Origin of the sequence: Halobacteriovorax sp. RT-2-6, from assembly GCF_047085025.1 — a bacterium.
In the GTDB taxonomy this organism is placed as follows: Bacteria; Bdellovibrionota; Bacteriovoracia; order Bacteriovoracales; family Bacteriovoracaceae; genus Halobacteriovorax_A.
In genome coordinates this window covers 242,577-267,483 of record NZ_JBKIYH010000001.1, presented here as the reverse complement: position 1 = coordinate 267,483, position 24,907 = coordinate 242,577, and the positions used below count along the sequence as shown (strand labels likewise).

The 24,907-nt window shown below is 36.7% G+C and carries 20 protein-coding genes; 7 read left to right on the top strand and 13 right to left on the bottom strand.

The window, feature by feature from the left end; all coding sequences use genetic code 11:
* The first annotated feature begins 64 nt into the window (after positions 1 to 64).
* The 4 genes from ACMAYS_RS01230 (at position 65) to ACMAYS_RS01215 (ending at position 4,447) form a co-directional block, all read left to right on the top strand.
* The gene (locus ACMAYS_RS01230; RefSeq protein WP_103217172.1) at positions 65 to 1,315 is read left to right on the top strand and encodes a hypothetical protein; all 1,251 of its coding nucleotides are present in this window, start codon (positions 65 to 67) and stop codon (positions 1,313 to 1,315) included.
* Positions 1,316 to 1,383: 68 nt separating this feature from the next.
* Positions 1,384 to 2,067 carry a dTMP kinase gene (tmk, locus tag ACMAYS_RS01225; protein ID WP_103217171.1) on the top strand — a complete coding sequence of 228 codons (684 nt, stop codon included), beginning with the start codon at positions 1,384 to 1,386 and terminating at the stop codon, positions 2,065 to 2,067.
* Positions 2,045 to 2,896 (top strand): hypothetical protein, encoded by an 852-nt coding sequence (locus ACMAYS_RS01220; RefSeq protein WP_412462574.1) that lies wholly within the window; start codon positions 2,045 to 2,047, stop codon positions 2,894 to 2,896. The genes tmk and ACMAYS_RS01220 overlap by 23 nt, the downstream gene beginning before the upstream one ends.
* A 72-nt stretch (positions 2,897 to 2,968) precedes the next feature.
* Positions 2,969 to 4,447, top strand: coding sequence for a stage 0 sporulation family protein (locus tag ACMAYS_RS01215; protein ID WP_103217169.1), 1,479 nt, complete (start codon positions 2,969 to 2,971; stop codon positions 4,445 to 4,447).
* Here the strand turns inward: ACMAYS_RS01215 and ACMAYS_RS01210 are convergent.
* The 5 genes from ACMAYS_RS01210 to ACMAYS_RS01190 all read right to left on the bottom strand — a co-directional run bounded on the left by ACMAYS_RS01210 (position 4,437) and on the right by ACMAYS_RS01190 (position 9,165).
* Complete coding sequence (locus tag ACMAYS_RS01210) at positions 4,437 to 5,036, bottom strand: hypothetical protein (protein WP_412462573.1); 600 nt, start codon at positions 5,034 to 5,036, stop codon at positions 4,437 to 4,439. The genes ACMAYS_RS01215 and ACMAYS_RS01210 overlap by 11 nt on opposite strands.
* Positions 5,026 to 6,438, bottom strand: coding sequence for an asparagine--tRNA ligase (gene asnS / locus ACMAYS_RS01205; protein ID WP_103217167.1), 1,413 nt, complete (start codon positions 6,436 to 6,438; stop codon positions 5,026 to 5,028). Before asnS ends, ACMAYS_RS01210 begins: the two co-directional genes overlap by 11 nt.
* A 12-nt stretch (positions 6,439 to 6,450) precedes the next feature.
* On the bottom strand, positions 6,451 to 7,449 hold the full coding sequence (locus ACMAYS_RS01200; protein WP_392992035.1) for an adenosine kinase: 999 nt from the start codon (positions 7,447 to 7,449) through the stop codon (positions 6,451 to 6,453).
* A 16-nt stretch (positions 7,450 to 7,465) separates the two neighbouring features.
* Positions 7,466 to 8,242, bottom strand: a complete 777-nt coding sequence (gene yaaA / locus ACMAYS_RS01195; protein WP_103217166.1) for a peroxide stress protein YaaA — start codon at positions 8,240 to 8,242, stop codon at positions 7,466 to 7,468.
* Between the two features lie 86 nt (positions 8,243 to 8,328).
* Positions 8,329 to 9,165 carry a class I SAM-dependent methyltransferase gene (locus ACMAYS_RS01190; protein ID WP_392992037.1) on the bottom strand — a complete coding sequence of 279 codons (837 nt, stop codon included), beginning with the start codon at positions 9,163 to 9,165 and terminating at the stop codon, positions 8,329 to 8,331.
* 103 nt (positions 9,166 to 9,268) lie between these two features.
* On the opposite strand from ACMAYS_RS01190, the gene gcvPB reads away from it, so the two are divergent.
* A complete protein-coding gene (gene gcvPB, locus ACMAYS_RS01185) occupies positions 9,269 to 12,319 on the top strand; it encodes an aminomethyl-transferring glycine dehydrogenase subunit GcvPB (protein ID WP_412462572.1) in 3,051 nt (1,016 codons plus the stop codon).
* 329 nt (positions 12,320 to 12,648) lie between these two features.
* Here the strand turns inward: gcvPB and ACMAYS_RS01180 are convergent, their stop codons facing one another.
* The 8 genes from ACMAYS_RS01180 to ACMAYS_RS01145 form a co-directional block, all read right to left on the bottom strand.
* A complete protein-coding gene (locus tag ACMAYS_RS01180; RefSeq protein ID WP_412462571.1) occupies positions 12,649 to 14,883 on the bottom strand; it encodes an ammonia-forming cytochrome c nitrite reductase subunit c552 in 2,235 nt (744 codons plus the stop codon).
* Complete coding sequence (locus ACMAYS_RS01175; protein ID WP_412462570.1) at positions 14,883 to 16,058, bottom strand: hypothetical protein; 1,176 nt, start codon at positions 16,056 to 16,058, stop codon at positions 14,883 to 14,885. The genes ACMAYS_RS01180 and ACMAYS_RS01175 overlap by 1 nt, the downstream gene beginning before the upstream one ends.
* Positions 16,059 to 16,137: 79 nt before the next feature.
* Positions 16,138 to 17,757, bottom strand: coding sequence for a vWA domain-containing protein (locus ACMAYS_RS01170; RefSeq protein ID WP_412462569.1), 1,620 nt, complete (start codon positions 17,755 to 17,757; stop codon positions 16,138 to 16,140).
* Positions 17,754 to 18,647 (bottom strand): VWA domain-containing protein, encoded by an 894-nt coding sequence (locus ACMAYS_RS01165; RefSeq protein ID WP_392992046.1) that lies wholly within the window; start codon positions 18,645 to 18,647, stop codon positions 17,754 to 17,756. Before ACMAYS_RS01165 ends, ACMAYS_RS01170 begins: the two co-directional genes overlap by 4 nt.
* Before the next feature lie 73 nt (positions 18,648 to 18,720).
* Positions 18,721 to 19,191 (bottom strand): hypothetical protein, encoded by a 471-nt coding sequence (locus ACMAYS_RS01160; protein WP_412462568.1) that lies wholly within the window; start codon positions 19,189 to 19,191, stop codon positions 18,721 to 18,723.
* Complete coding sequence (locus ACMAYS_RS01155) at positions 19,184 to 20,101, bottom strand: DUF58 domain-containing protein (protein WP_412462567.1); 918 nt, start codon at positions 20,099 to 20,101, stop codon at positions 19,184 to 19,186. The genes ACMAYS_RS01160 and ACMAYS_RS01155 overlap by 8 nt, the downstream gene beginning before the upstream one ends.
* Positions 20,102 to 20,106: 5 nt before the next feature.
* The gene (locus ACMAYS_RS01150; protein WP_412462566.1) at positions 20,107 to 21,069 is read right to left on the bottom strand and encodes an AAA family ATPase; all 963 of its coding nucleotides are present in this window, start codon (positions 21,067 to 21,069) and stop codon (positions 20,107 to 20,109) included.
* Positions 21,070 to 21,122: 53 nt separating this feature from the next.
* Positions 21,123 to 22,655: an arylsulfatase gene (locus ACMAYS_RS01145; protein WP_392992054.1), complete on the bottom strand. Its 1,533-nt coding sequence runs from the start codon at positions 22,653 to 22,655 to the stop codon at positions 21,123 to 21,125.
* Between the two features lie 184 nt (positions 22,656 to 22,839).
* On the opposite strand from ACMAYS_RS01145, the gene ACMAYS_RS01140 reads away from it, so the two are divergent.
* Together ACMAYS_RS01140 and ACMAYS_RS01135 are read left to right on the top strand one after the other, a co-directional pair.
* Complete coding sequence (locus ACMAYS_RS01140; RefSeq protein ID WP_412462565.1) at positions 22,840 to 24,432, top strand: peptide chain release factor 3; 1,593 nt, start codon at positions 22,840 to 22,842, stop codon at positions 24,430 to 24,432.
* A 98-nt stretch (positions 24,433 to 24,530) separates the two neighbouring features.
* Entirely contained in the window at positions 24,531 to 24,884 is a 354-nt protein-coding gene (locus tag ACMAYS_RS01135; protein WP_392992057.1) for a response regulator, read from the top strand.
* The last annotated feature ends 23 nt before the right edge of the window (positions 24,885 to 24,907 follow it).

Genomic DNA, 24,907 nt, shown 5'->3' with positions numbered 1-24,907 from the left:
TACAGGCAAAAATTTCCGATAAACCTAATAGAAAGTGATTAATCTAATCAGGGTTTGAGGATTTATGGCCACTAGTACAAAGAAAAAAGTTACTGAATACCTACTTACGAAAGAACAAATTTCAGGAGGACTCTATGAGCCTAATGAAGTCTACTTTATCAAAGATGGTGGCAAGGAACTTGGGCCATTTTGGCAAGAAGATCTAAAGGAATTTATTGAAGAATACTCATTATTTAACCAAAAGGTCTTCGTAAAAAGCATGTTGGAAGAACAATGGTCTGTCATTACGGCCCATCCTCTATTTCAAAGAAGAAGGCCAGAGATCATTAAAGAGTTTCAAGTTGATGAAGACGACCAATTCTTTATACTAAGAAGCAATAAGAAAGACGGGCCATATAAGAGTAGTGAAATTATGGCAATGCTTGATTCTCTAGAACTACTCTACACTGACTTTATTTCTGTCGATAACGGACAAAGTTGGGGAACAATTCATGAATTTGAAGTATTTGATCGTCGCAGCCGCTCAAACGAAAGTTTACCAGAATCGCCTCAAGGTCATATTTTTAAAAACTCAATCTTAGACGCAGACAAAGCAATTGAGCTATCTAAGCAAGACTCTGAAGATCGTGAATTCATTTACGATCTTGCTTATATTGGAAATCAAAAGCTAAACCCAAATAAAGCATCAATTGACGATTTTGAACAAAAAGAAAAATCAGACCCAGCGACAATGTTTCGTTTAGGAGCATTTGCTGCAAGTTTTGTATTTGTATTTGCTATCTTCTTTGTATTTAGCAAGATGTCTGGAACGCCTGATGTTCCTGTTGCAAAAACGAAGAAAACGGCCAGAACACAAACAAAGAGAACTCCTGCAGCACAGGTGCAAAAGAAGCCTTCAGCAAAGACAGTGACTAAAACTTCAAAAAGAAGAGAAGCTCCGAGCGCCTTTAAGAAGAGAGCGCAAAATAGGCGTCAAATTACAAAAGGTAACGATTCAATTGGAAACGCTGACTTTCTATCTGAATCAAGGCAGATGAATGATGCAGTAATGGACCCTGCTGATCTTCCACCAGAGGTTATCTTCGATGATGCCAATGAGGCACTAGAGTTAGATCCTGTACGAGAGAGAATCTCAAAAGAGACATTTGATCCACCAGAGCAAGAGCTAAATAATTATGACGAACTTGATGCGGCACGAGAAATCGTTGATGAGTATCTAGATCGCTCGCCTGCGGCCGGTGCAAACCCAGATGAATCACCAGGACTTAGTGATGAATTCACACCTGAAGATGCTATAGAAGGTGAACAATTCTAATAGGTTGTCTCCATAAAAATTGAAAGAATAAGTAGTCAATAATTGATTGTTTATGTTACTTTTAAGTTATGGAACACACTAAAGATATCACGCAACTAACTAATGTATTTCGCCAAGCGGCCTTCCCTGGATCATTCTTCTTCAGCTTTGAAGGAATTGAAGGCTCAGGAAAATCGACACAAATTGTAAAAATCAAGGATTACCTTGAAGATAAAGGCTTTAACGTTATCGTTATTCGCGAACCAGGCGGAACTGCTTTCGGTGAAAAATTAAGACAGGCCATTTTAACTTCTAATACAGATATTCACCCTGCAGCAGAAGCACATTTATTTGCGAGTGCTCGTGCACAAAATCTACATGCACTGATTTTGAAAGAGCTCGATTCACCAAATACAGTAGTAATTTGTGACAGATTCCTAGATAGCTCGATTGCGTATCAAGGAGTGGCAAGAAAACTAGGGCCAGAGTATATCTTAAATATTCACTCAAGCTTTCCATTAAATATTGTCCCTCATAAAACATTCTACCTAAGAATTGATTTAGAAAAATCACTAGAGAGACAACGTTTAAGAAATATGCCAAAGGACTACTTTGAGTCACGTGACAATAGTTTTCATCAAGACCTGATTGAAGGATATGATTATTGTGCACAGATCTTTCCTAATCGTATTGCAACAATCGATGGTAGTGCACAGCTTGAATCAGTCACACAGAAACTAATTGAAGAGATTGAAACAATTATTAATGGATAATTCTTCAAAAGTTAAAGATATTCCATTTGAAGCGCTTTTTGCTCGTTACAAAGAGCAAAAATTGGCCCACTTCTACACTCTTCATACAGGTGGCCACCGTGAAGTTTCGTCCAAAGACGAAATTCTGCAAGAATGGGCCAATAAATTTCTAATAAATATTCTTTGCTATGAGAATGGTTGGGAGCCAGCTCACGCCAAAGAAGTTCTCGAGCGTGGACATGAGGATATTCTCTTTGTCTCAACAGACCAGAAGTCCTATAAAGTTAGCGATGACAGTATTGAGGAATTCTTCAATTTCATCCGTTTCAAACCTTCGAAACTTAAATATTCATTTACGATTTTTAAACAATCGCAAAAGATCACTCAAATATTAGCAAATAAGCTACTCAAAACACTTGAAGAGCCACCAGAAGGTCATATTTTCGTCTTTATCAAATCAAATGACGAAAAGACTCTTGCTACAATTGATTCAAGAACAATCAAAATCAACATTGTCTCTCACGATCATAGTAGTATTGAGCGTAGAACGAATATGAGCTTTTCTGATTTCATCACAAAAGAATGTGAGGATGAAGCGTTGGCCAAAACTCTATCAACGATCAGGCCAAATAACCTTCAACTAGATGAGTTAAGAGACCTAATTAAAGAAGAACCAAGCAGAGAAGCAAATATACATCACTTAGTGGCCTCACATATGAATCAGAGCAATAACTATAGCTTCGATGATGCTCAAAGCTGTCTAGATGCGACAAAGGCCTCAACTTTTGAAATTCCATTTAATGGTTCATCTAAATCACGACTAGCACGTCTACTTCAACTTGTGATTTAATGCAATTTGGCTAGACATAAGCTACCAATAATACGACAATTGAAGCTACTCAAAAAAAATTGATGGGACAAAATGACGAACCAAGATCAGCAAGATATATCTGAATCACATGACAATGATAAGTCAGGTGGTAAGAAGAAAGTAAATAAATTCAACAAGCATGATGATAAACTTGCTAAAGAGCAAGATGGTAAATTCGAAGAAGGTCAAACACTTACAATGGTAAGAGTTCGCTTCCCAGGAAATGCTAAAAGTCAGCCTTTCTTACTAGGTAAGAGAAAATTCACTTACGGACAAAAAGTAATAGCGATGAGTGACAGAGGAATGACTGTTGGTTATATCAACTCTTTCCCATACGAAGTCACATTCGACAAGTCGATGCTCCCTATTCGTTCAATTTCGAAAGTTGCAACTCAGGAAGATATCGACGAACAAAAGAGTTATTTGAAAAAAGAGAACGAGGCCGAAATCATCTGCCTTCGCCTCATTGAAAAGTACAATCTAAATATGAACTTAACACACGTTGAGTTTATTCAGTTTGGAAAAAAGGCCGTATTCTACTTCACTGCTCCAGAGCGTGTAGACTTTAGAAATCTTGTAAAAGACCTTGTGTCAGAGATTAAGATGAGGATCGAGCTTCGCCAAATCTCAGTAAGAGATCGTGCCGCGGCACTTGGAGCAACAGGAGCTTGTGGACTTCAAACTTGTTGTTCGTACTTCTTAACAAACTACGGAAACGTATCCATAAAAATGGCAAAGAATCAAAACCTTGCCCTAATTCCTTCAAAAATTAATGGTGTTTGTGGACAAGTTAAGTGTTGTATCAAATACGAAGATGATGTTTACACAAATAAGAGAGAATTCCTTCCAGGAGAAGGATCTTATATCCGCACTAAGAATGGTGATATCGGAAAGGTTTTAAAGCTTCATATTCTATTAGAACAATTTGAAATGTTAACTGATAGAGGCTATATCCGTCGCTATTATAAGAATCAATTTGATAAAAAACGTTGTCGTCCACCTAAAGAATGGAGCTTCCCTACTGAATTTAGATCAATCACAAAAGAAACTTCGACAATTATTGGAATTGAGGAGTTAGAAGAAGAGCTACGTCTAAGAAAGCAGGCCTTCCTTAAGAGCCTAAATAACGATAGTGATAGCGATGATATTGAAGAAGATGCGCACGAGTTATTTGATGATGAAGAAGAATCAAATAATAGTGACGACGAGGACATTGAGAAGATTCCATTAGATTCAACTGAAGATGAATCGGACAATATTCCAAAGCAAAAAATTGAAAAAAAGCGCCATAATAACAATCGTCCAAAGCGTCGCCCAACAAATAGAAATGAAAAAGGTGACAAAGATAGTGACGATAGGCCTAGAAACAGAAGGCCTCAGGATAAAAATGCGCAATCTGAAGATGGCCAAAATAAGTCACAAAACAAGAATCGCAATCGCAATAGAAACCGCAATAAATCAAAAAGCGGAAACTTCCGTAAGCCTTCAGGTGATAAACCAAAGAATACGGAAACAAAATCTAATCAATAATTCTTTTTAAAGATGTATAACAACGATGGTGAGGGAAATGATTTTCCCTCACTATTTCAAGCCCAGAGATAGCTTTCAAGTATTTTACATTAAGCATCTCATCTCTCTTATCCACTATAACAGAAGCGTTAATCTTCTTTAGTAGAACTCCCTCATTTAAGGCCAAAATCTCTGCGTAAACCCCAAGTTCGACATAGGAACGAACTCGAGTCTTGAGTGGCGCAAGTGATGGAATAGGAAGACGAGATAGCGCTCCCCTTGCTGATGCCTTAACAAATTTAGTAAGTAAATTGTGTGGGTAAAACGCAGGGGCGACGTAAGTAATTTTACAATTTCTTATATCAAGATTCTCATTTTGAATTAACCACTCAATAAGTAAGGCCGCCAAAGAATGAGCAACGATACTAGATCGCCCGTTTTCCTTAAATACTTTTCTAATTCGCTCTAAATCTTTTTCAATATCAGGACGAGAATTCTTGTTGAAAGAAAGTGAGATAAATTTAACATTTGGGTTTGAAAAGATGAAAGATGCCGGGGCCTGATTAAGCCCCGGAAAAAATATAATCGTTTCGCGATTCTTAGAAGTCACAATTTCCTGGAGTTCTTGGAAATGCAATAACGTCACGGATATTGCTCATACCTGTGATGTACATAATTGCACGCTCGAAACCAAGTCCAAATCCAGAGTGAGGAGCTGAGCCAAATTTACGAAGCTCTAGGTACCACCAGTAACCTTCTTTCTCCATTCCCATCTCATCCATACGCTTTGTAAGTTTATCAAGATCTTCCTCACGTTGAGATCCACCAATAAGCTCACCAATACCTGGAACTAAAACGTCCATCGCACGAACTGTTTTCCCATCATCGTTTTGCTTCATATAGAAGGCCTTACAATCTTTTGGGTAATCCGTAACAATAACAGGTGATTTAAAGTGTACATCTGTTAAATATTTCTCGTGCTCAGTTTGAAGCTCTTCTCCCCAATTTGTCGGGAATTCAAATTTTGCACCTGAAGCAGATAGAATTTCAATTGCTTCAGTATAAGTAATTTTCTTAAACTCACTATCGCGAACTGCCGCTAGTGTTTCAAAATGATTCTTATCAACATCAGTAAATGGCATTGAATAAAGGAATTCAAGTTCTTTACGACAATGTGTAAAGGCATACTCGATCATATACTTAATATAATCAGCAGCAAGTTCGGCCACATCCTCAAGGTCAGCAAATGCAACTTCTGGCTCAATCATCCAGAATTCCGCAAGGTGGCGCTTAGTATTTGAATTTTCAGATCTAAACGTTGGACCAAAAGTATAAACCTTTCCAAGCCCTAATGCGTGACACTCGCCTTCTAGTTGTCCAGTTACACATAGTGAAACATCTTTACCAAAGTAATCTTTAGCGAAGTCAACTTCACCCTTATCCGTTTTTGGAGGATTGTGCTTATCAAGCGTAGAAACATTAAACATTTCTCCAGCACCTTCACCGTCAACTGCAGTGATAATTGGTGAGTTTAGGTAGAAGAAACCTTTATCATCAAAGAACTTGTGAGTTGCCATAGCAAGTGCGTGACGAACACGAAAAACTGCTCCAAATAGATTTGTTCTAACTCTTAAGTGAGCAATATCTCTTAAGTGTTCAAGTGAAGTACCTTTCTTTTGTAGAGGATAAGAATCATCAACTGCACCAATTACAGTACCAGTTGTCGCCTGCATCTCAATTGTCTGCCCCTTACCTTGAGACTCAACAACCTTTCCAGTAATTGATACACAAGTACCAGTTAACATAGTCGAAAGGGCCTCATAATTTTCGATACCACCATCAGCTACAATTTGTAGTAGATCCTGAGAAGATCCGTCATTTAAAACAATAAAAGAAAATGCTTTTGATTTTCTTACCGAACGTACCCATCCTTTAACAGTTACAACAGAGCCGATAAAGTCAGATGCCTGATCAAATAATTGCTTAAGTTCGATGCGCTTTAATTGTGTCATTTAAATACCTTCTTATAAAACTTCTTTTAAAATAGAATGAGTTTGTTCTTTTTCTAATCTTGGCCCGTATTGTGTTACAAGCTTTGCAGAACACGCACATGCAAGTGTTCCTGCAGCGCTAAAGTCTAGTCCATTAGTAATCCCGTAAAGGAATGCACCTGCAAATAAGTCTCCTGCACCGTTAGTATCAACAGCAGAAACCTTTGGAGCTGAAACATTAATTTGCTCTGAACCATTATAAAGGAAAGCTCCTTTTGAGCCAGCAGTAATTGCAAAAGAATGTGAAATATTCTTTAGCGCTTCAAATGCTTTCTCAACTGAATCCATTCCAGTAAATGATTTTGCTTCTTCCTCGTTACAGAAAAGAAGATCCAACTTATCATCACCAATCATTTGCTTGAAGCCATCTTTAAAGAAGCCTACAATACCAGGATCAGAAAATGTTAATGCAACTTTAACATCATTCTTTCTTGCAAAATCTCTGGCCGTTTGACAGGCAGCAATTCCCGCCGCACCAGTTACAAGATAACCTTCCATATAAAGCCACTTACTGTCGCCTAGAGCGGCAAGATCAAGTTGTTCATCTGAATATGTTGCAGTCGTTCCAAGAAAAGTATTCATAGTTCTTTCTGCATCTTCAGAGATCATGACAAGACACTTACCTGTTTCACCATCATATAGACCTTGTTCAATATTAGACTTAACACCATTTGCAAGCAGGTCATTCTTATAGAACTCTCCTGTTTCATCTTGTGCAACTTTACATGAGTAGAAAGTTTTAGCACCAAGTTGAGTAGCACCAATAATCGTATTTGCAGCAGATCCCCCACAAGCACGAGAATGACCAACATTACTTCCTCTAAGAGAGTTAAGAAGGTGATCTTGTCTTTCTTTTTCAACAAGAGTCATTAGGCCTTTTTCAATTAGGTGGTCGTTTAGGAATTCATCAGAAACTTTAAATTCCATATCAACAAGGGCATTTCCCATTCCGTACACATCATACTTCTTCATACTTAATCCTTTATATTTAAGACTCTTTTCTTTTAAAAATAAGTTCATTATTTACTTCATCAAAGTCAGCATACTTGTAACCAGCAACATCAAAGTTTTTAAGGCCTTCAATATCCTTAATTTTATTTTCAATAATAAAGCGTGCCATCATACCGCGTGCTCTTTTAGCATTGAAAGAAATAACCTTATATTGGCCATTCTTAAAATCTAAGAAGCGCACATTAACAAGTTCAGGAACGAGTTTGTCTTTTTTAACACTCTTGAAGTATTCCTCTGAAGCGAGGTTAACAAGATACTTAGACTTATTCGCTTTTGCATCTTCATTAATTTTTTCAACAATTTTTTCGCCCCAAAAATTATAAAGATTTGTTAGACCTTGGCCATTAATACGAGTTCCCATCTCTAAACGATAAGCACGTAACTCATCAAATGGAGCAAGAACACCATAGAGGCCAGAAAGAATCTTTAAGTGTTTTTGAGCATAGTTTAACTCACTCTTTTTAAGCTCACCCGCATTTAGGCCTTGATATGTATCTCCTGCAAAACTAAAAATTGCAGCGCCAAGATCATTTGTTTTCTTAAAATTATTAAAACGATCAACATTCAAATCGGCCAAGGCCTTTGAAAGCTTCATCATTTTAGATAAATCTTCACTTTCAAAATTTGCCATCTTAGTAGCAAGCTCAGTGGCCTCTTTTATGAACGTAGGTTTCTCTAGATTTACATCTTGAGCAACAGTGATATCTGAGTGATCAAAATTAAGTTTCTTCGCTGGAGAAATAACGATATCCATGAAATTCCTTTAATTTGAGTTTGAGTTACTAAACGCTTGAAATAATAACAATAACTTTATTAAAAGACTATGTTTTCTTAAGAATATTAAGGAAGAAAGTAGCGCTCATAACGTGTCGATTTACCGCTGTAGACGACTCTTTGATGCTTACAATCAGTAGGAATTTGTACCTCATTTGCTTTAATTGGCCTCTTTAAGCAAACTAAAGGAAATTTGGTACACAAAGACCATAGGTATAGATCCTGATCAGTATCTTTACCTACTAAGTCCTTAAAGACTTCCATTTCCTTGCGACTAAGCGCACTCTTGGCCTTGGATTTTGTCATTTCATACATGGGATCGTAAAAGCATCGCTTAAAATCACTTCCCGTATCGGCCAAAGTTGCTTGACCATAGCTGATGCTCATATATTTTTTGAAAATATTAGAAATCTTTTCATTTTCAAAACTTATGGCCTTCTCATACGCCCAAAGAGCAAGTCCAAAAACATAGGGATTTCTTTCAAAACAATCGAGATGACAGCCAAAGCTTAAAAGTAAGCAAGCGTCTTTACCTGTACCTAGGGTTGCATCAACAACTTTATTATGCTCGATGTCACCACCTTTCAGTTTTAGGGCACGAAAAAGCGGCTCTTTTGTTACAGCATAATTCCTTTTTAAATGAGTTTGTAAGTCTGTTGCCCAATCAAGCTTCAATGAAGAATCTCGGGCCGGATCAAATAAGCACAATTCATTATCTTTCCAAACTAAATAAACCCCTTGTAAGGATTCACCTGTCATGTGCAATTGATAAGTCAATTTATGAGAAGAGAGCTTCTGCAAATAGTTGCGCAGCGCTTGATTCAGAGATTCTGTTTTTAAATCTTCTTCTTGCGCGCAGTCAATTACAATATCAATATTAGTCTTTAGTGAAGTCTCATTCATATTAAAATCAAGTAGATGGCCAGTTTTTTCTATGCTATATATACTTTTCGTAAATACATACTTTAGAATTAATTTATCTAGATATAACACACACGGAGAACAGATGTCACACACACAAGACGTATCAAACTCAACTATTGAGAAACTTGGTTTTGACCCAAGAAATTTAAAAGTAAACTCTGGTGATCTTAATCGTGAACTTGCAAAGAATTATATCAGTGCAAGTGATGAAGAAATTAAACAGATGTTAAACGAACTAGGTCTAACGACACTAGAAGAATTATTCTCTCATATTAAAGACGATGTAAAATTCTCATCAAAAATCCCTTTAAAAGAAGGACTATCTTATGATGATCTCGTTACTAATCTTGATGAACTATCAAAGAAGAATAAAATCCCTACAAACTTCTTAGGTGATGGACTTCCACAGTTTAAAATTCATGAGATCGTTCCATATGTTTGTAATATTAGAGGTCTAACAACAGCATACACTCCTTACCAACCTGAAAGATCACAAGGAACACTAAACACTCTTTGGATCTACTCAAGTGCAATTACAGCACTAACTGGTTATGAAGCGATTAATGCGTCTTTATACGAAAGATCAACTTGTTTATTTGAAGCACTAAAGACAGGAGTACGTCTTGCACGCAAGAGAACAAAAGTATTAGTAAGTGAAGCAATCTATCCTCAAGATAGAAGTGTACTTGAAACAAATGCTGCACATACTGATCTGGAAATCCTATGGGCACCAATTAATAAAGAAAGCGGTCTAACAGACTTCGATAAAGTAAAAGAGTTACTTGAAACAAATAAAGAAATTGCTGCATTTGCATTTGGCCAAGTAAACTCACTTGGTCTACTAGAAGATGTTGATGCCTTAACTGACCTATGTCGTGACAACGAAGTATTCTCAATTGCTATTATCGACCCAATGCTACTTGCTAAGGGTGGTTTAAAGAAGCCAAGTGCATACGGTAGTGACAAGGCCGGTGCAACAATGATCGTTGGTGAAGGTCAACACCTTTGCCTAGACGCAAACTATGGTGGACCAGGTTTAGGTATCTTTGGAATTCGTTTTAACGACGCAAATAAGAATCAAATTCGCCAAACTGCTGGACGCTACGTAGGCAATGCAGTTGATATGAATAATCAAGAATGTCTTGCGATGGTACTATCAACTCGTGAACAACATATCCGTCGTGAGAAGGCCACAAGTAATATCTGCTCAAACCAGTCATTTGTAGCAACAATTGCAGGTGCTGCACTTTTAGCACTTGGTGATGAAGGTTTATCAGATAAGCTTGCAACTTCAAGACAAAACACTCAATACTTCCTTTCAAATATTCTACACCTAGATGGTGTGGAGCTTGCCTTTGATGCTCCTTACTTTAATGAAGTTGTTCTAAAGTTAGATAAGAAAGTAAGTGACATGCTTGCCTCAACTGAAGATCTAGTTGCAGGTAAAGATATTAGTGGCCGCCACAATCTAGAAGGAAACCTATTAAAAGTCTCTTTTGGTGACCAGCACACTCAAGAAGATCTCGATAAATTAATTGCTGCTTTTAATGCAAATTTTTCAGCGCAAAGTGAATCAGAATTCTTCATGCCGGAAATCCCTCAAACATATATAAGAGAAGATGCGCCAGGGATTGCAACTTTCACAACAGAAGAAGTAAAAGCATTTTACGACAAGTGTGGAAGCTTAAACGTTTCTCCAGATGATGCCATCTACCCTCTTGGTTCATGTACAATGAAATACAATCCATATGTGAATGACTGGGCAGCAGGGCTTGCTGGCTTTACAATGGCACACCCAGACCTAGATGATAAGTATACTCAAGGAACACTTGAGCTTCTTTACAATATCCAAGAAGATTTTAAAGCGATAACAGGACTTCCAGGACTTGTTACTCAAGCAGTGGCCGGTGCACAGGGAGAACTTGTTGGTATCAAGATGCTCCAGGCCTATCATGCAGATAGAGGTAACGCTGAAACTAAGAATGTAATTCTTATCCCACGCTCTGCCCACGGAACTAATCCAGCGACTGCCGCAGTAGCTGGTTTTGTCCCAGCTAAAGTTGACGGGAAACAAGTTGGTATCATTACTTTAGATGCTAATGAAAGAGGTCAAATTGATCTTGAGCAACTAAAAGAGATTATCAAAACAGATGGCGAGCGCATTGCTGGTATCATGGTAACAAATCCTAATACAGCAGGTATCTTTGAAGAGAACTTTAAAGAAGTAGCGGATCTTATTCACTCTGTTGACGGCCTAGTCTATATGGACGGTGCGAATATGAACGCTATTGCAGGGATTGTTTCTCTTGAGAAATTAGGAGTGGATGCTTGCCACAACAACCTTCATAAAACTTGGACTATACCACACGGTGGAGGTGGACCAGGAGATGCTATCGTTGCTGTAAGTAGCAAACTTATTGACTATATTCCAGGAACTCAAATTGAGAAGTTAGCTGATGGTTCATACAAGAAAGTACGTGCTCCAAAATGTATTGGAGACTTCCACCGCCACGATGGAAACGTTGCTCACAAGGTACGTGCCTACACTTATCTAAAGGCCCTAGGCCAAGACGGTGTTGTGACAATGTCACAAATTGCAGTATTAAGTGCACGCTATCTTTTCCAAAAGCTTAAGGATGTTTATCCAATGCTACCACATGGAGCGGATGAAACACCACGTATGCACGAATTTATTATTACACTAAGTGACGATATGTTTGCTCATATCGAAAAGTCAGGAACTCTTAAGAACCAGATTATTGCAAAAGTTGGAAAGTTATTCCTAGACTTCGGGCTTCACGCACCAACAGTTGCTTTCCCAGAAGTATTTGGTCTTATGATTGAACCAACTGAATCTTTCACAAAGAAAGAGCTAGATGATTTTACTGATGTTCTAGTAGCAATCAAAAATGTTCTTTCTGATTCTCCAGAAGTACTACACACAGCACCTCACTTCACTGCTGTTAGTAAAGTTGATGAGGTATGGGCAAATAAGAACCTTAAGTTCTACCGTACCCTAGATAAACTTTGGGAGCTTCCAAGTGACGAGATTTCACCTAAGATGTTACGCACGAAAGACACGCTAGAAATTGTTAAAATGATTCAAGACAAGCACAAAGAATTAAAACAATAAGAAAAAAAAAGGCCTGCAATGCAGGCCTTTATATATATTAGGTGTAGCAGAAATTGAAAAACATACGAATAATTCGAGAATAACAACAACACGAAAATTAACACGAATTTGGGGAACAAAGAACAACAACACAACTTTATCGATATGTTTATTCATCAATCCCTGCTACATTAATGAGTGGTTTATACGACGTGATTTGAGATGTTACAACCTATCATTTTTGCACATGTAAATATTACAACAGTAGTTTGTTGACCTAATGGCCTTCATTAAAAATTCTTAAAAATGTAAGAGAATCACGACTTTTCACAGTAATTTTTGTTTCAAAATCACTGTCTAAAACGATTTATTTTCTTACTATAGAACTTCGTATTCTCAACATCCTGAAGCTCTACACTTAAAGCAAAAAGTAATTGGTTAAAAAGGAATGATGCCTCATAGCGAGATTCGTATTTCTTAGCTTCACCAAGCGCCTGCTCAGCACCAAAAACCTGCTTATAGGTAAGTATATAGAGGTAATTAAAATAAGCATTATCTTTATTCAAGTCACTCGCAGATTTAAAATAATCAAGGGCCTTAGGATAATCTCCTAGTCGCGTGTAATGCATACCTAGTGCAGTTAAAACACTGCCATCCTGTGGGTTTTTATTCAATGCCTGCGTTAAGATTTGTACCGTCTGTGCTTCATTACCAATTGAGCGATGAAGATCGGCCAAATTGATATAGGCCGCAATAAAATATGGATACTTCTTTATGGAAGCCTCAAGAAGTTGTGCAGGTGTTTTAGGAAATAGGCCAAAACGAGACAAAGTTGCCAGTTTAAGAATATTATCAGGAGCATCACTATGAAGCTCTAACATAGTTAGTAGAGAATCAAGCTGAGGCCTAAGTTCAATGCCTGGAGCCTTTTCAAAATTAAGGCCATGAGTTGCTAGAACATAAACCGCTGAGAAAGATAGAAGCTTAGGTCCTTTTTTTGCCAAATCGATAATGGCCGTCTGAAGCTGTGAAATATCTGGAAAGTTTAACAACAATTCCAATGTCGCTTTTTTTATCAAAATTGAATCACTACTTAATAACTTCTCGTAATCGACTTTCTTCATGCTAGGAAACTCTCTTAGAAGAACAATGGCCGCGGCCCTTTTCATCTCTGGCATGTCAACATTATTGATATACGACAGTAGTCGATTTTTATTTTTAAAATTCCCCTTCTTCATTTCACCAATTATCTCAAGGAGCTCATCTCTTGTTTTAAGATTTGGAAACTTAGTTTGGAACATCGAGTTCATCTTCTCTTTTGAAATATCGCTATGACAAGAAGTACAACTATTAGGTACACCATAGGAAAGAGAATAATCAGGCCTAGGAATGACAAATTTATGATCGGCCCTCATATCAATTCCCATAAAGGCCTTTTTAGGCATGTGACAGTCGACACAACTTGCACTTGCGATTTCATGTCCATGATGGGCCTTTTTATCATAAGAAAGATCGTGACACTGTAAACAAAGAGCACTTCCTTCTTTTTTAAGTTTACCACTATGAGGATTGTGGCAATTAATACATTTGACACCATTATGGAACATTTTTGATTGGAGAAAAGAGCCACCTACAAAAGCTTCTTCTTTCTGCTGGCCATCAATATGGTACTGATTATCATTTACAATCGTCAGAGAGAATTGATTAAAGAAGTCAGCAGCAAAGTCAGCATGATCACTCATGTCTTCTCTTAAACTGTGACAAGTAAGACAAGTCGTGTTTGCATCATGTTCTGTAATATACGTATGCACACCACCATCTTTTGCAGGAATAATCTCTTTATAACCATTTGTTGAATTACGCCAAAAGCCTTTGTTTGTCAGATTAGAGTCTCTATCTTCTAAAGGCATACTGGCCCACTTAAGGTGTGTACTAGCATCACCGTGACAAGAAAAGCATGAGACATTTTCACTTAAAGACTTAGTCTTATATGAATCAGTTTTAAAATCATAAGACTTATCTAGGCCTGAAGAGTGGCAGCTTGCACAGCGATTATTCCAATTATTAACTCTATTATCCCACTTTAGTGAATCACTAAGGTGTGGATGATTTACTTGAACTTCACTTAAAGTATTAAACCACCTCTTAGCTTCGATATCCCAAGCAATTGGAGGTACTTGGAATTTACCATCTTTTCCAGTATCAACAACATATTGCTGAAGTGGATAATGTCCAAATGTATAAAGAACTTTATAATCGAGGCCGTTGATAGAAATATAAAACTGACCTTGTTTCTCGACAAATAGATACTTTGTTCTATTTGCTTCAAAAACTTTATTATTAAAATCACCTTTTACAAATTCCTTAGTCCCCTTATTCATTGAATGAAAATGATCTGAACTGCTCCACTGAGTTGAGACATCCTCGTGACACTGAAAACATGTTGATGGATCATTATTACTCTTTAATTGTTCATAAGAAATTTTTGTGGGATCAAATTTTGTAACTTCTAGTTTTTTATTAAAACACGAAGGAGCAGCAATAAGAACGAGAACAAAGAAGATGATATTAAGTATAATTTGCACTAGTTAAGCTCACTTATGTGATTACCATACTTAAGTGATGCAATTTTGAGATCTCTCTTAAGCGATAATCTTTCGAAGTGTGGCCAATAATCCTCAGACTGCTTAGATTCTAAAAAAAGATCGGCAAATAGTTTTTCAATACCGACAATGGCCTCTTCATTAGAAATATTAGATATAGCAGAATCATCAATACCATAATTTTCAAAAAATGACATCAGAGTAAGCTCATTGGCATCATGCGCAAATCGATATAAGTAGTTGATTAGTCCAACTGCATCTCGCTTTTTTATAATCTGTTTGAAAACACGTCGATTATTATACTCTTCTTTTAAATTATTATAAAAATATGCGAGTGATTCTCGATTTAGTCGATAGAGATAAAAAACAAACACAAGAACTAAAGCGATGACACAGATTAAGAGTTTAGTCTTAGTAGAGAAGTAAAATCCTCCCAAGTGTATTATTATATTTTGTAGTTCACTATTTTGAATTTCATCATTATCTATATCAAAATAACGAATCCTTGTGGGCTCAAGCTTAACACTACCAGCACGATTAAAGACGACAGTTATCTTTTCTCTTATAATAGATTTCGCTTCTCCACGATCAAAACGATCATCCTTTTCAAGTACTTCATAATAAAACGAGACATCATCTTGCCTCTTAAAACGCATTTGAGGTAAAAGGGCCACACTTGTCTGACTCGCTTCAATTTTGTATTCAAAAACAAGAGCATCTGAGTCTTCTTTTTGTTCACTAATTTGAGTGAGGCTTTCCTCAACTCCCGAGGCAACAAAATCATAATTAGCTCCCACATCTTCAACCTCAAAAGATGGGCCAGGCAAAAAGATTTCTTCACGGCCTTTTACACCTGTCGATTTATTACGAACAGTAACGGCAAGTCTAACGCCTTCAACAAGAAGGTTACCACTATAACTTGGAAAGACTTGAATACTTTGAGATTTCAATAAAAAATTGCCAGAAGACTGAAGGAAGTACTCGCGAGTGCTTTGCTGAGTTGCTAGTCCTTTAGAAAAGTTGATATCGAGAACTCTAACATCAACCTCTAAGCCTTTTTGATATTTTGTAAAAAGATCGAAAACAACTAATTGTTTTGGAACAATCTTCCCTTCACCTGCTCTTACAAACGAGAACTCAATCTCGCCTGAGTTCAAATAACTTTTTATTCCATTTAATGCATAAGAATGACGATGAAAAACCAGTATAAAAAATGAGAGGAAATAAAATATTGATCTATTCATTATCAACCTCATCATTATCAGATTTTTTAGTTTCTATTTGCTGATCTATGATTTGAATTTTACGGGCCAAAAACTCTCGCAGAGGTGAATGAACTTTATTCATCCATAAATCGACATTTAGAGCATCTTTTGATTCCCTTGAATCTTTTGTATTTGTCTCTAATACCTTGGCCCCGCGAGATATCTTAAATTTCTCACGGTAGAGTTTTGTCTTCTCGTCCTCTTCGGCCCTTTGGGCCAAACTAGTTGCATCAATCTCAGCAACAAGTTTTTTCATAATCTCAACATTTTGCATTGCCTTCTTTGCATAGGGGCCACCACTCTTAATAATCTTTTCGTATTCTAATTGTGCTGATAAGTAATAACCCATATGTGCAATGCAATTTGCATTTGCAAATCTCGCAGCAGGAGAATCAAGGCTTGAAAAATATAGCTGAGCATTCTTAAAGTCCTCAGCCAAATAATAAGAGAGGGCCTTACTATACTGATCATCATATTCTTTAGCGGCCTTCTTAAAATAACCGAGCTTATAAAATAAATGGCCTTGTTGATTTGAAGTTAAGAATGGATCCAATATTATATTTGCTTTTACAGTCTTTGGAGAGAAGCAAACAAAAATAATAAAACAGTGAATAACGGCCACCCAACCACGCCTAAAGTACATAACAAAAGGGGCAATGCATAGAAAGAGTAGATAATAACCAAGATCATGCCAAGGAAGATCACTATCGCTATCTAGGGGGTAATACTTTGTTAAATAAGCACTCACTTGAGCAATATCACTATTGTCATTAGAGAACTCTATATAATTACCATTTCCTACTGAAGCAAACTTCTGCAGTAAAGTAGGATTGAAAGTATTGCTATCTAATTCAACTTCTGGTCGGCCTACACCATAGACAATTAAGTTAACATCATTGGATTCAAGACCACGGGCCATAATTGGAATCGATTCATCATCAACTTGATCAGAGATAAAAATTAAGTTTTGCCCCTGGCCATCTTTTGTAAAGGAAGATGCCACTACTTTCTCAAGACTTGATAAGCGCAAGAGTTCACCTGTTACAAGAGAGGTATCAAGTGCTGTAATGAAATTGTTTAAGATATTAAAATCTCTTGTAAAGGGAAGAATTTGATATGAGTTACCAGATGTAACAACAAGAGAGTAATAAGAGCCTTGAGTAATTTTTAATAGATCGATAATTTTTAATTTTGCTCTTTCAATACGCGAAGGTGATATATCAATTGACTCCATTGATTCAGAAAGATTAAAGACAAGCATTGTTTTAGATTCATTCTCATCAAAGGATGTCCTTACCTTTTCAAAACTAGGTCCACTAGCGGCAAGAATAAGCATAAAAGCTAATGCTAGCGCCCATAACTGTGGATCTTTAAGGTATTCTCCTCGTTGTTTTACAACAAGAGCATTTAAAATATCACGGCCAAAATATTGTCCAAGCTCACCCATCTTCTTACTTCGTAAATAGAGTACAGCAAATAGAACTACGACAATAAGCAAAAGCAGCCACCATGGCCTAATGAAGTGGAAAGCAGCAATATTAGTATAAAAGCGTATAATAAATGCTTTAGCTAGCACCAAGATTTCACTCATTGCACACTCCTATGTCTAAAGTGTCGACTAGATATCACGATTACAATGGCAAAGAGGTATAATAATAAAATTATAATAATTGGGTAATAAAAGAGGTCGTACTTTGGCCGATATGTTAATCTTGTCATTTGCTGAACTTCAATAGAGTTGATTTCTTTAAATGCCTCTTCAAGCTCTTTCTCATTCTTGGGTAAGTAAAATCGGCCATTAGTTAACGTGGCGATCTGTTTGAGTGTATTTGTATCAAGGCTATTCTCACCTACAGTAGTAGGATCTCCATACCCCAAAACATAAATTCTAATATTCTCATTCTTAGCTATTTGAGCAGCATCAATAGGACGAACTTCACTACCCGTATCATTGCCATCAGTTAATAAGATGAAAACACGTTCTTTAACCTTAGTATCTCGAAATCGCTTAATTCCGAGTCCAATGGCGTCTCCTAACCTGGTACTAAGACCGGCCATCCCGACACTAGATTGCTCAACAAGTGACACAAGTGATTTTTTATCATTTGATAATGGGGCCTGAAGGTAAGCAGAGTCTCCAAAGACAATAAGTCCAAGAAAGTCATCACTTCTTTCATTAATAAATTTTGTGATATTCTTCTTAGCAACATCAAGTCTTGTCTCACCAGTTTGGGTATCTTGATAGCTCATCGAGCCAGACAAATCCAATGCGATATAGAAGCTCTTTGAAGAAATATTTTTAATTATTTCTTTACCACTCATGACAGGCTTAGAAAGAGCGACACAAAAAAGAACCCATGAAATTATTAATAAGGAGTTTTGAATATGTTTACGTTTTCTAATATTTTCAGCACCTGCTGCTGTTTGCATACTTTCAGCAACAATATTGTAAAATGATGCTCTAATAGAAGTTTGTCGCATCCTAAAAGGCTTAAAAAGGAAATGAACAAATATTGGCAATAGCACAATCAGAAAGAAAATAGGATGCTCGAAACTAATCACGATACCTCCCTAAAATAACTCCAATATCTAAAAGCATTTTCTTTTTTAAAATGATCTCATCTTCAACATCTATATTTTTAGCTGAATAGATATATTCATTAAGCTCATCTTGCTCAAGTTGAGAATACTCTCCAAGTCCATTATCAACTAAGAATCGATCATTAATTTGCTTTTTAAACCTTAATTTGAAAACTTTTTTATATAAGAGATAAATATCTTCAACTTTATCCTTATTAGTTAGGCCCTTATAGATTCTGAGATAGGGGCCATACTTTTTTAGATAAAGAATACGTTGATAAATATAGTAGAGAACAAAACTAATTATTATAATGAGCAGTAGGGCCCATCCCCAAGTTTGTGGCAACAATGAGACACTACTAATTTCAACAGAAACTTCTTGAATTCCTTTAATCGATAGATTCCCAAAATACTCATGCTTAATTGTTTCGAGGGCCTTACTCATGAAAACGCCTCTGTTTTAACTGAGTAAAAATATTCTCATGAGTATTTATTTCAAATATAGGAAACGATAATTTCCGACATAGGCCATAAAGTCTATCAATATGCTTATCCCAATTTTCTTTATAAGCATTTTGTAACTTCTCCCCTTTCGAGTTAATAGTTAGTTCATCAATACTATTTGATATGACAAAATTACTAACCTCTGGAAGCCTTGTTTCATTTTGATCAACAATATGAGCTAAAACTAACTCATTCTTATTGGCCAACAACTTCAATTGTGTAAAAGCACCTTCATTAAAATCCAAAAAATCGGAAATAAATATAATGAGAGAATTCTGTCTAACTTCATGTCTAAGACGCTTTAAGGCCTCTTCAACCACATCCATCTTATTAGTCAAACTACTTACATCGAGTTTACGATTTGCGCTCTCTAACTCATTTAATATAGCAACAGATCTTGCTTGTGACTTTGATGCTTTTATAAAGCTATGACCATCATTAGAAATAACAAAGGCCCCGACTGGGTCTTGATTATTTACAACGCTCCAATATGAGATACTTGCTAACTCACAGGCCACTACAGACTTCATTTTACTTGTTGAACCAAAGAACATGGTTGAGCTTTGATCAACAACTAAGTAGACCGGTCTTTCTTTATCTTCGGTATATCTCTTAACAACAGGCCTAGAAAGTTTCTGTGTAAGTTTCCAGTTCATATTTCTGATATCGTCTCCTAGACGATAATTATCCATCTCTTCAAAAATTAGGCCTTGGCCTTTTACTTTAGATGCGAACCTTCCTACATACTCATTCCTAATCGGTCGATCAATGAATGTACGAAAATGAACCATCTTAGCTTTAAGCTCCATTAGATAGTTCTTAGATATGTAAATCTTATTCTCTTGAATCATTGTTTTTACAATACAGCTACTGAGTCTATTATTTGATCAATTATATTATCGGCCGAGACTCCATCAGCGATGGCCTCATAACTAATATATAATCGATGCCTTAGAACTGGCTTCATTATTGAACGCACGTGATCGGGAGTAACAAATTCGCTGCCACAAAGCCAGGCCTTAGCCTTAGCAGCAATATCTAGCGAGAGGGTCGTACGAGTACTAAGTCCCATTGTTATATACTTACGTATATCATCAGGGAGTTTATCGCTACTTCTTGTTGCATCGACAATATCAACAATATACTGATCAATTGCGGCCGAAGAAGTAATCTTTTGAATTTCATTTCTCGCCTCAAAAATGATCTCTTCACTTGAGACACTCTTGATCTGTGGAGCATTATAATTATCTCGAATTAATTGCATAATTTTCATTTCATTATCCTTATTAGGATAATTGAGAATTAACTTAAAAATAAAGCGATCTAATTGTGCTTCAGGAAGCGGATATGTACCATCTTGTTCAATTGGGTTTTGAGTTGCTAAAACCATAAAAAGTTTAGGTAATTTATGAGTAACACCATTTACTGTAACTTGCCTTTCTTCCATGGCCTCAAGAAGAGCTGATTGTACTTTTGAGGGGGCACGGTTAATTTCATCTGCCAAAAGAAGATTGTTAAAAACAGGTCCTTTACTAAATTCAATACGGCCCTTACCACTTTCATCAGTCAAATATAACTCAGAACCAACAACATCTGATGGGAGTAAATCTGGAGTAAATTGAATACGACCTAAATCGGCACCAATCAGTCCGGCCAGGTATTTTACCGTTGTCGTTTTACCTGTTCCAGGATTACCTTCAAGAAGAACATTTCCATTACATAGAACTGCAAGAATGATCTTTTCAATGATCTCTTCTTGACCAATGATTCGATTATTTAATTGTTCTTGAATATTTTGAATTTCATTTAAAACAGACATAATCATTCCAAATATAAATATGGCGAACACTAGGTCCGCCATATCAAAGTAAGTTATTTCTTTTTATTTTGCTGGAGAATATTTCTTGTAATATCCTTCATACTCCATGAGTCAGCAGCTTGACTTGGTGGGTACTGCTTGAATGTTTCAAGAAACTTCGATGTAACATCCATGGCCATGTAAACGTAAGCCGCTTTGTACTGCATCCAGTCCCAGTATGTATTCGAGTTTTGGTCTGCTCTTTCATAAGGGTCACGACGAAGATTGAATACCTTTGAAACACGAAGATCAACAAATGGTTCGGCCCATAGTGCCATTGTCTTTGCTCTTTGTTCAGAGAAAACAACTTTCCAATCTCCCATACGAACGGCAACAGGAACACCTTGATCATCTAAGTAAATGAACTCATTACGAGGAGACTTCTTTTCCTTACCTTCAAGATATTTGGTAAGATCAAACCCATCTAAGTGAAGTTTAACCTTCTTTTTACCAATACGAGTTCCCTTAAGAAATTTCTTATTGATATCAGAGTATCCTGCCCACTTTGTGATCGTCGGCATCCAATCAAGTGTAGAAACAATTTCATTTGAGATTTGACCAGCTTTAATCTTCCCAGGAAACATAACGAGAGCAGGAACACGGTAAGCACCTTCCCAGTTCGTATTCTTTTCAGATCTAAATTTTGTAATACCAGCATCTGGCCATGTATTGAAGTGAACACCATTGTCAGTTGAGTACATAACAAAAGTATTATCTTTGATCTTATTCTTCTCTAAAGAATCAAGAAGACGACCTACATACATATCGTGTTGTACGAATACATCGTTGTAGTCACCTTGACCTGAAAGTCCTTTGGCCTCTGGACGAGGGTGTGTACGGTAGTGCATTCCAGTTGTATTTACCCATACAAAGAAAGGCTTCTTTTTCTTAACAGCATCAGTCATGAATTTAATTGAACGATTAACAATATCTTCATCAACTGTTTCCATTCTCTTCTTTGTCAGTGGACCAGTATCTTTTACTTTTCCATCGGCAAATGAGTGAAGAACTCCACGAGGACCAAATTTCTTATGAAACGCCTTGTCTTTTGGATAGTCTGGATCTTCTGGCTCTTCCTCAGCATTTAAGTGATATAGGTTTCCATAGAATTCATCAAAACCGTGTTTTGTCGGTAGATGCTCATCTCTATCACCTAGGTGGTTCTTTCCGAACTGACCCGTAACATATCCTTGAGTCTTTAATACCTCTGCAATTGTGATATCGCGATCTTGAAGTCCAGCCTTAGCACCAGGAAGCCCAACTTTTGAAAGACCTGTTCTAAGAGTTGCTTGTCCTGTGATGAACGCTGAACGACCAGCTGTACAAGATTGTTCAGCATAGTAATCTGTAAACATCATCCCTTCTTTAGCAATTCGATCGATATTTGGAGTTTTATAACCCATAATACCGTGACTGTAGGCAGAGATATTTTCAACACCAATATCATCTCCCCAGATAATTAAAAAATTTGGCTTTTTTGCGGCCTGGGCACTAAATGAAATAGCACCAACACAAATAAGACCAATTAAAGATTTAAAACCTTTCATCAGTTCTCCTTAAATTGTTAATTTTGTTAACTTTTCTATAAAGAAATTATTGACTAAGAGTATGCCCAAGACACTCAATTAAGTAAATTTAAAAAATAAATAAGATTTGAAGTAAGCTATTCAATTTATTCACACTGTGTTACAGTGTCGCATCATAAAATTATAAAATTAGGATACGAATTAAATGGAAGATTTAAAAAGAGCGACCTTTGCAATTATTTCTCACCCAGATGCGGGGAAAACAACAATGACGGAAAAACTTTTATGGTTTGGTCAAGTTGTACGCAGCGTAGGTATGGTAAAGAGTAAGCAAGGTAACTACGCAAAATCAGACTGGATGGAGATGGAAAAAGAACGTGGTATCTCAATCACTTCATCAGTTATGTCATTTCCATATAATGAACGTGCCATGCACCTTCTCGACACTCCTGGTCACAAGGATTTCTCCGAGGATACTTATCGTACGCTAACTGCTGTAGAGAGTGTTCTAATGATGATTGACTCGGCCAAAGGTGTTGAGACTCAAACAAAGAAGCTAATGGAAGTATGTCGAATGCGAGATACACCAATTGTGTCTTTCTGTAATAAATTTGACCGCGATTCTCTTGACCCATTTGAACTAATTGATGATGTTGAAAAGACTTGTTCTATTCAGTGTGTGCCAATGACTTGGCCAATTGGCTCAGGTGTTGACTTCAAAGGTGTATACGATCTTAAGAAGAAAACAATTATGAGTTTTAAAGATGCTCAAGATCCATTTAGTCCAAATATCATTGATGCAAGCGACTTAAGAGCTCAGCATATTGTCGACTTTGTTGGCGAAGAATTATTAGAGAAGTTAGAAAACGATCTTGAAATGATTAATGAACTAATGCCAGAATTCGACGAAGAAGAGTTTTTAGCAGGTATCATGACTCCAATGTACTTTGGATCTGCTCTTAATAACTTTGGTGTAAAAGAAGTTTTAGATACATTCTCAAAATTTGCGCCAGGTCCAGGAAAGCGTGAAGTAATCACTGCACCACTAGAAAAAGGTGAAACACGTATTGTAGAGCCAAGTGAATCTAAATTTAGTGGTTTTGTATTTAAGATTCAGGCAAACATGGATAAAAAGCACCGTGATCGCGTCGCTTTCATCCGCGTTTGTTCAGGAAAGTTTACACGTGGCCAAAAAGTTACATTAGCAAGAACAGGAAAAGAATTAAAAATAGCAACACCGCTAATCTTTCAAGCGCAGGATCGAGAAATTACTGAATATGCAATTCCTGGGGATATCATTGGTATCCACGATTCTGGAAAGCTGCAAATTGGAGACACTTTTACAGAAGGTGAAATCATGCAGTTTACAGGGATTCCAAGCTTTGCCCCGGAACTATTTAAGAGAGTTCTCTTAAAAGACCCAATGAAAGGAAAGCAGCTTGATAAAGGTCTACAGCAACTATCAGAAGAAGGTTCTGTTCAGTTGTTTAGACGCCATAACTCAACAGAGAAAATTCTTGGTGCAGTTGGTGCCCTGCAATTTGAAGTTGTCCAACGTCGCCTAGAAGACGAATATAATGTTAAGGGAGAATACGAAGGCTTCCCTTACAACGGTATTAGATGGATAAAATTTCCAAGCGAGAAAATTAAAGACGAGTTTATTTCCCGCTATAGTGCAAATATCGCTTTTGATATTAAGGACCGCCCTTGCTTTATTTACCGCACGGAATGGGACCTTAAGCTTGCAACGGAAAAGTATGCTGATGTAGAGTTTTTCAAGACAAATGATTTCAAATAGTTAAGCTAATCAAACTAAATTGCTTGATAAACAAATAAAAATTAACTATGATGAAGTGTCTTTAAGACAACACAGCACAGCACAACAGGATTTTTAATTTGAAGTTTTTATTTGTGGAAGATGAAGTTGAATTAGTAGAGCTCTATCAATACATGTTTGATCGCATCGGATTAGATTATGAAGTTGCGTACAACGGTGAAGAGGCGCTTGAGAAAGTTAAGAATGGAAAATTCGATTATATTTTCTCTGATATTCGCATGCCAAAAATGAATGGAATCGACTTCTTAAAAAACCTTATTTTAGAAGGACTAGATTTCAAGAAATTTATTTTTGTAACGGCCCACCAAGAAGTGTCTCTTGATGAAGTAAAAGAATTAGGCGCACATGACATTCTTTACAAGCCAATTCGCCATCAAGTCTTTATGGATTATATTCAGGATTTACAAGCTTAAAAATTAATATAAAAAAAGGGCCT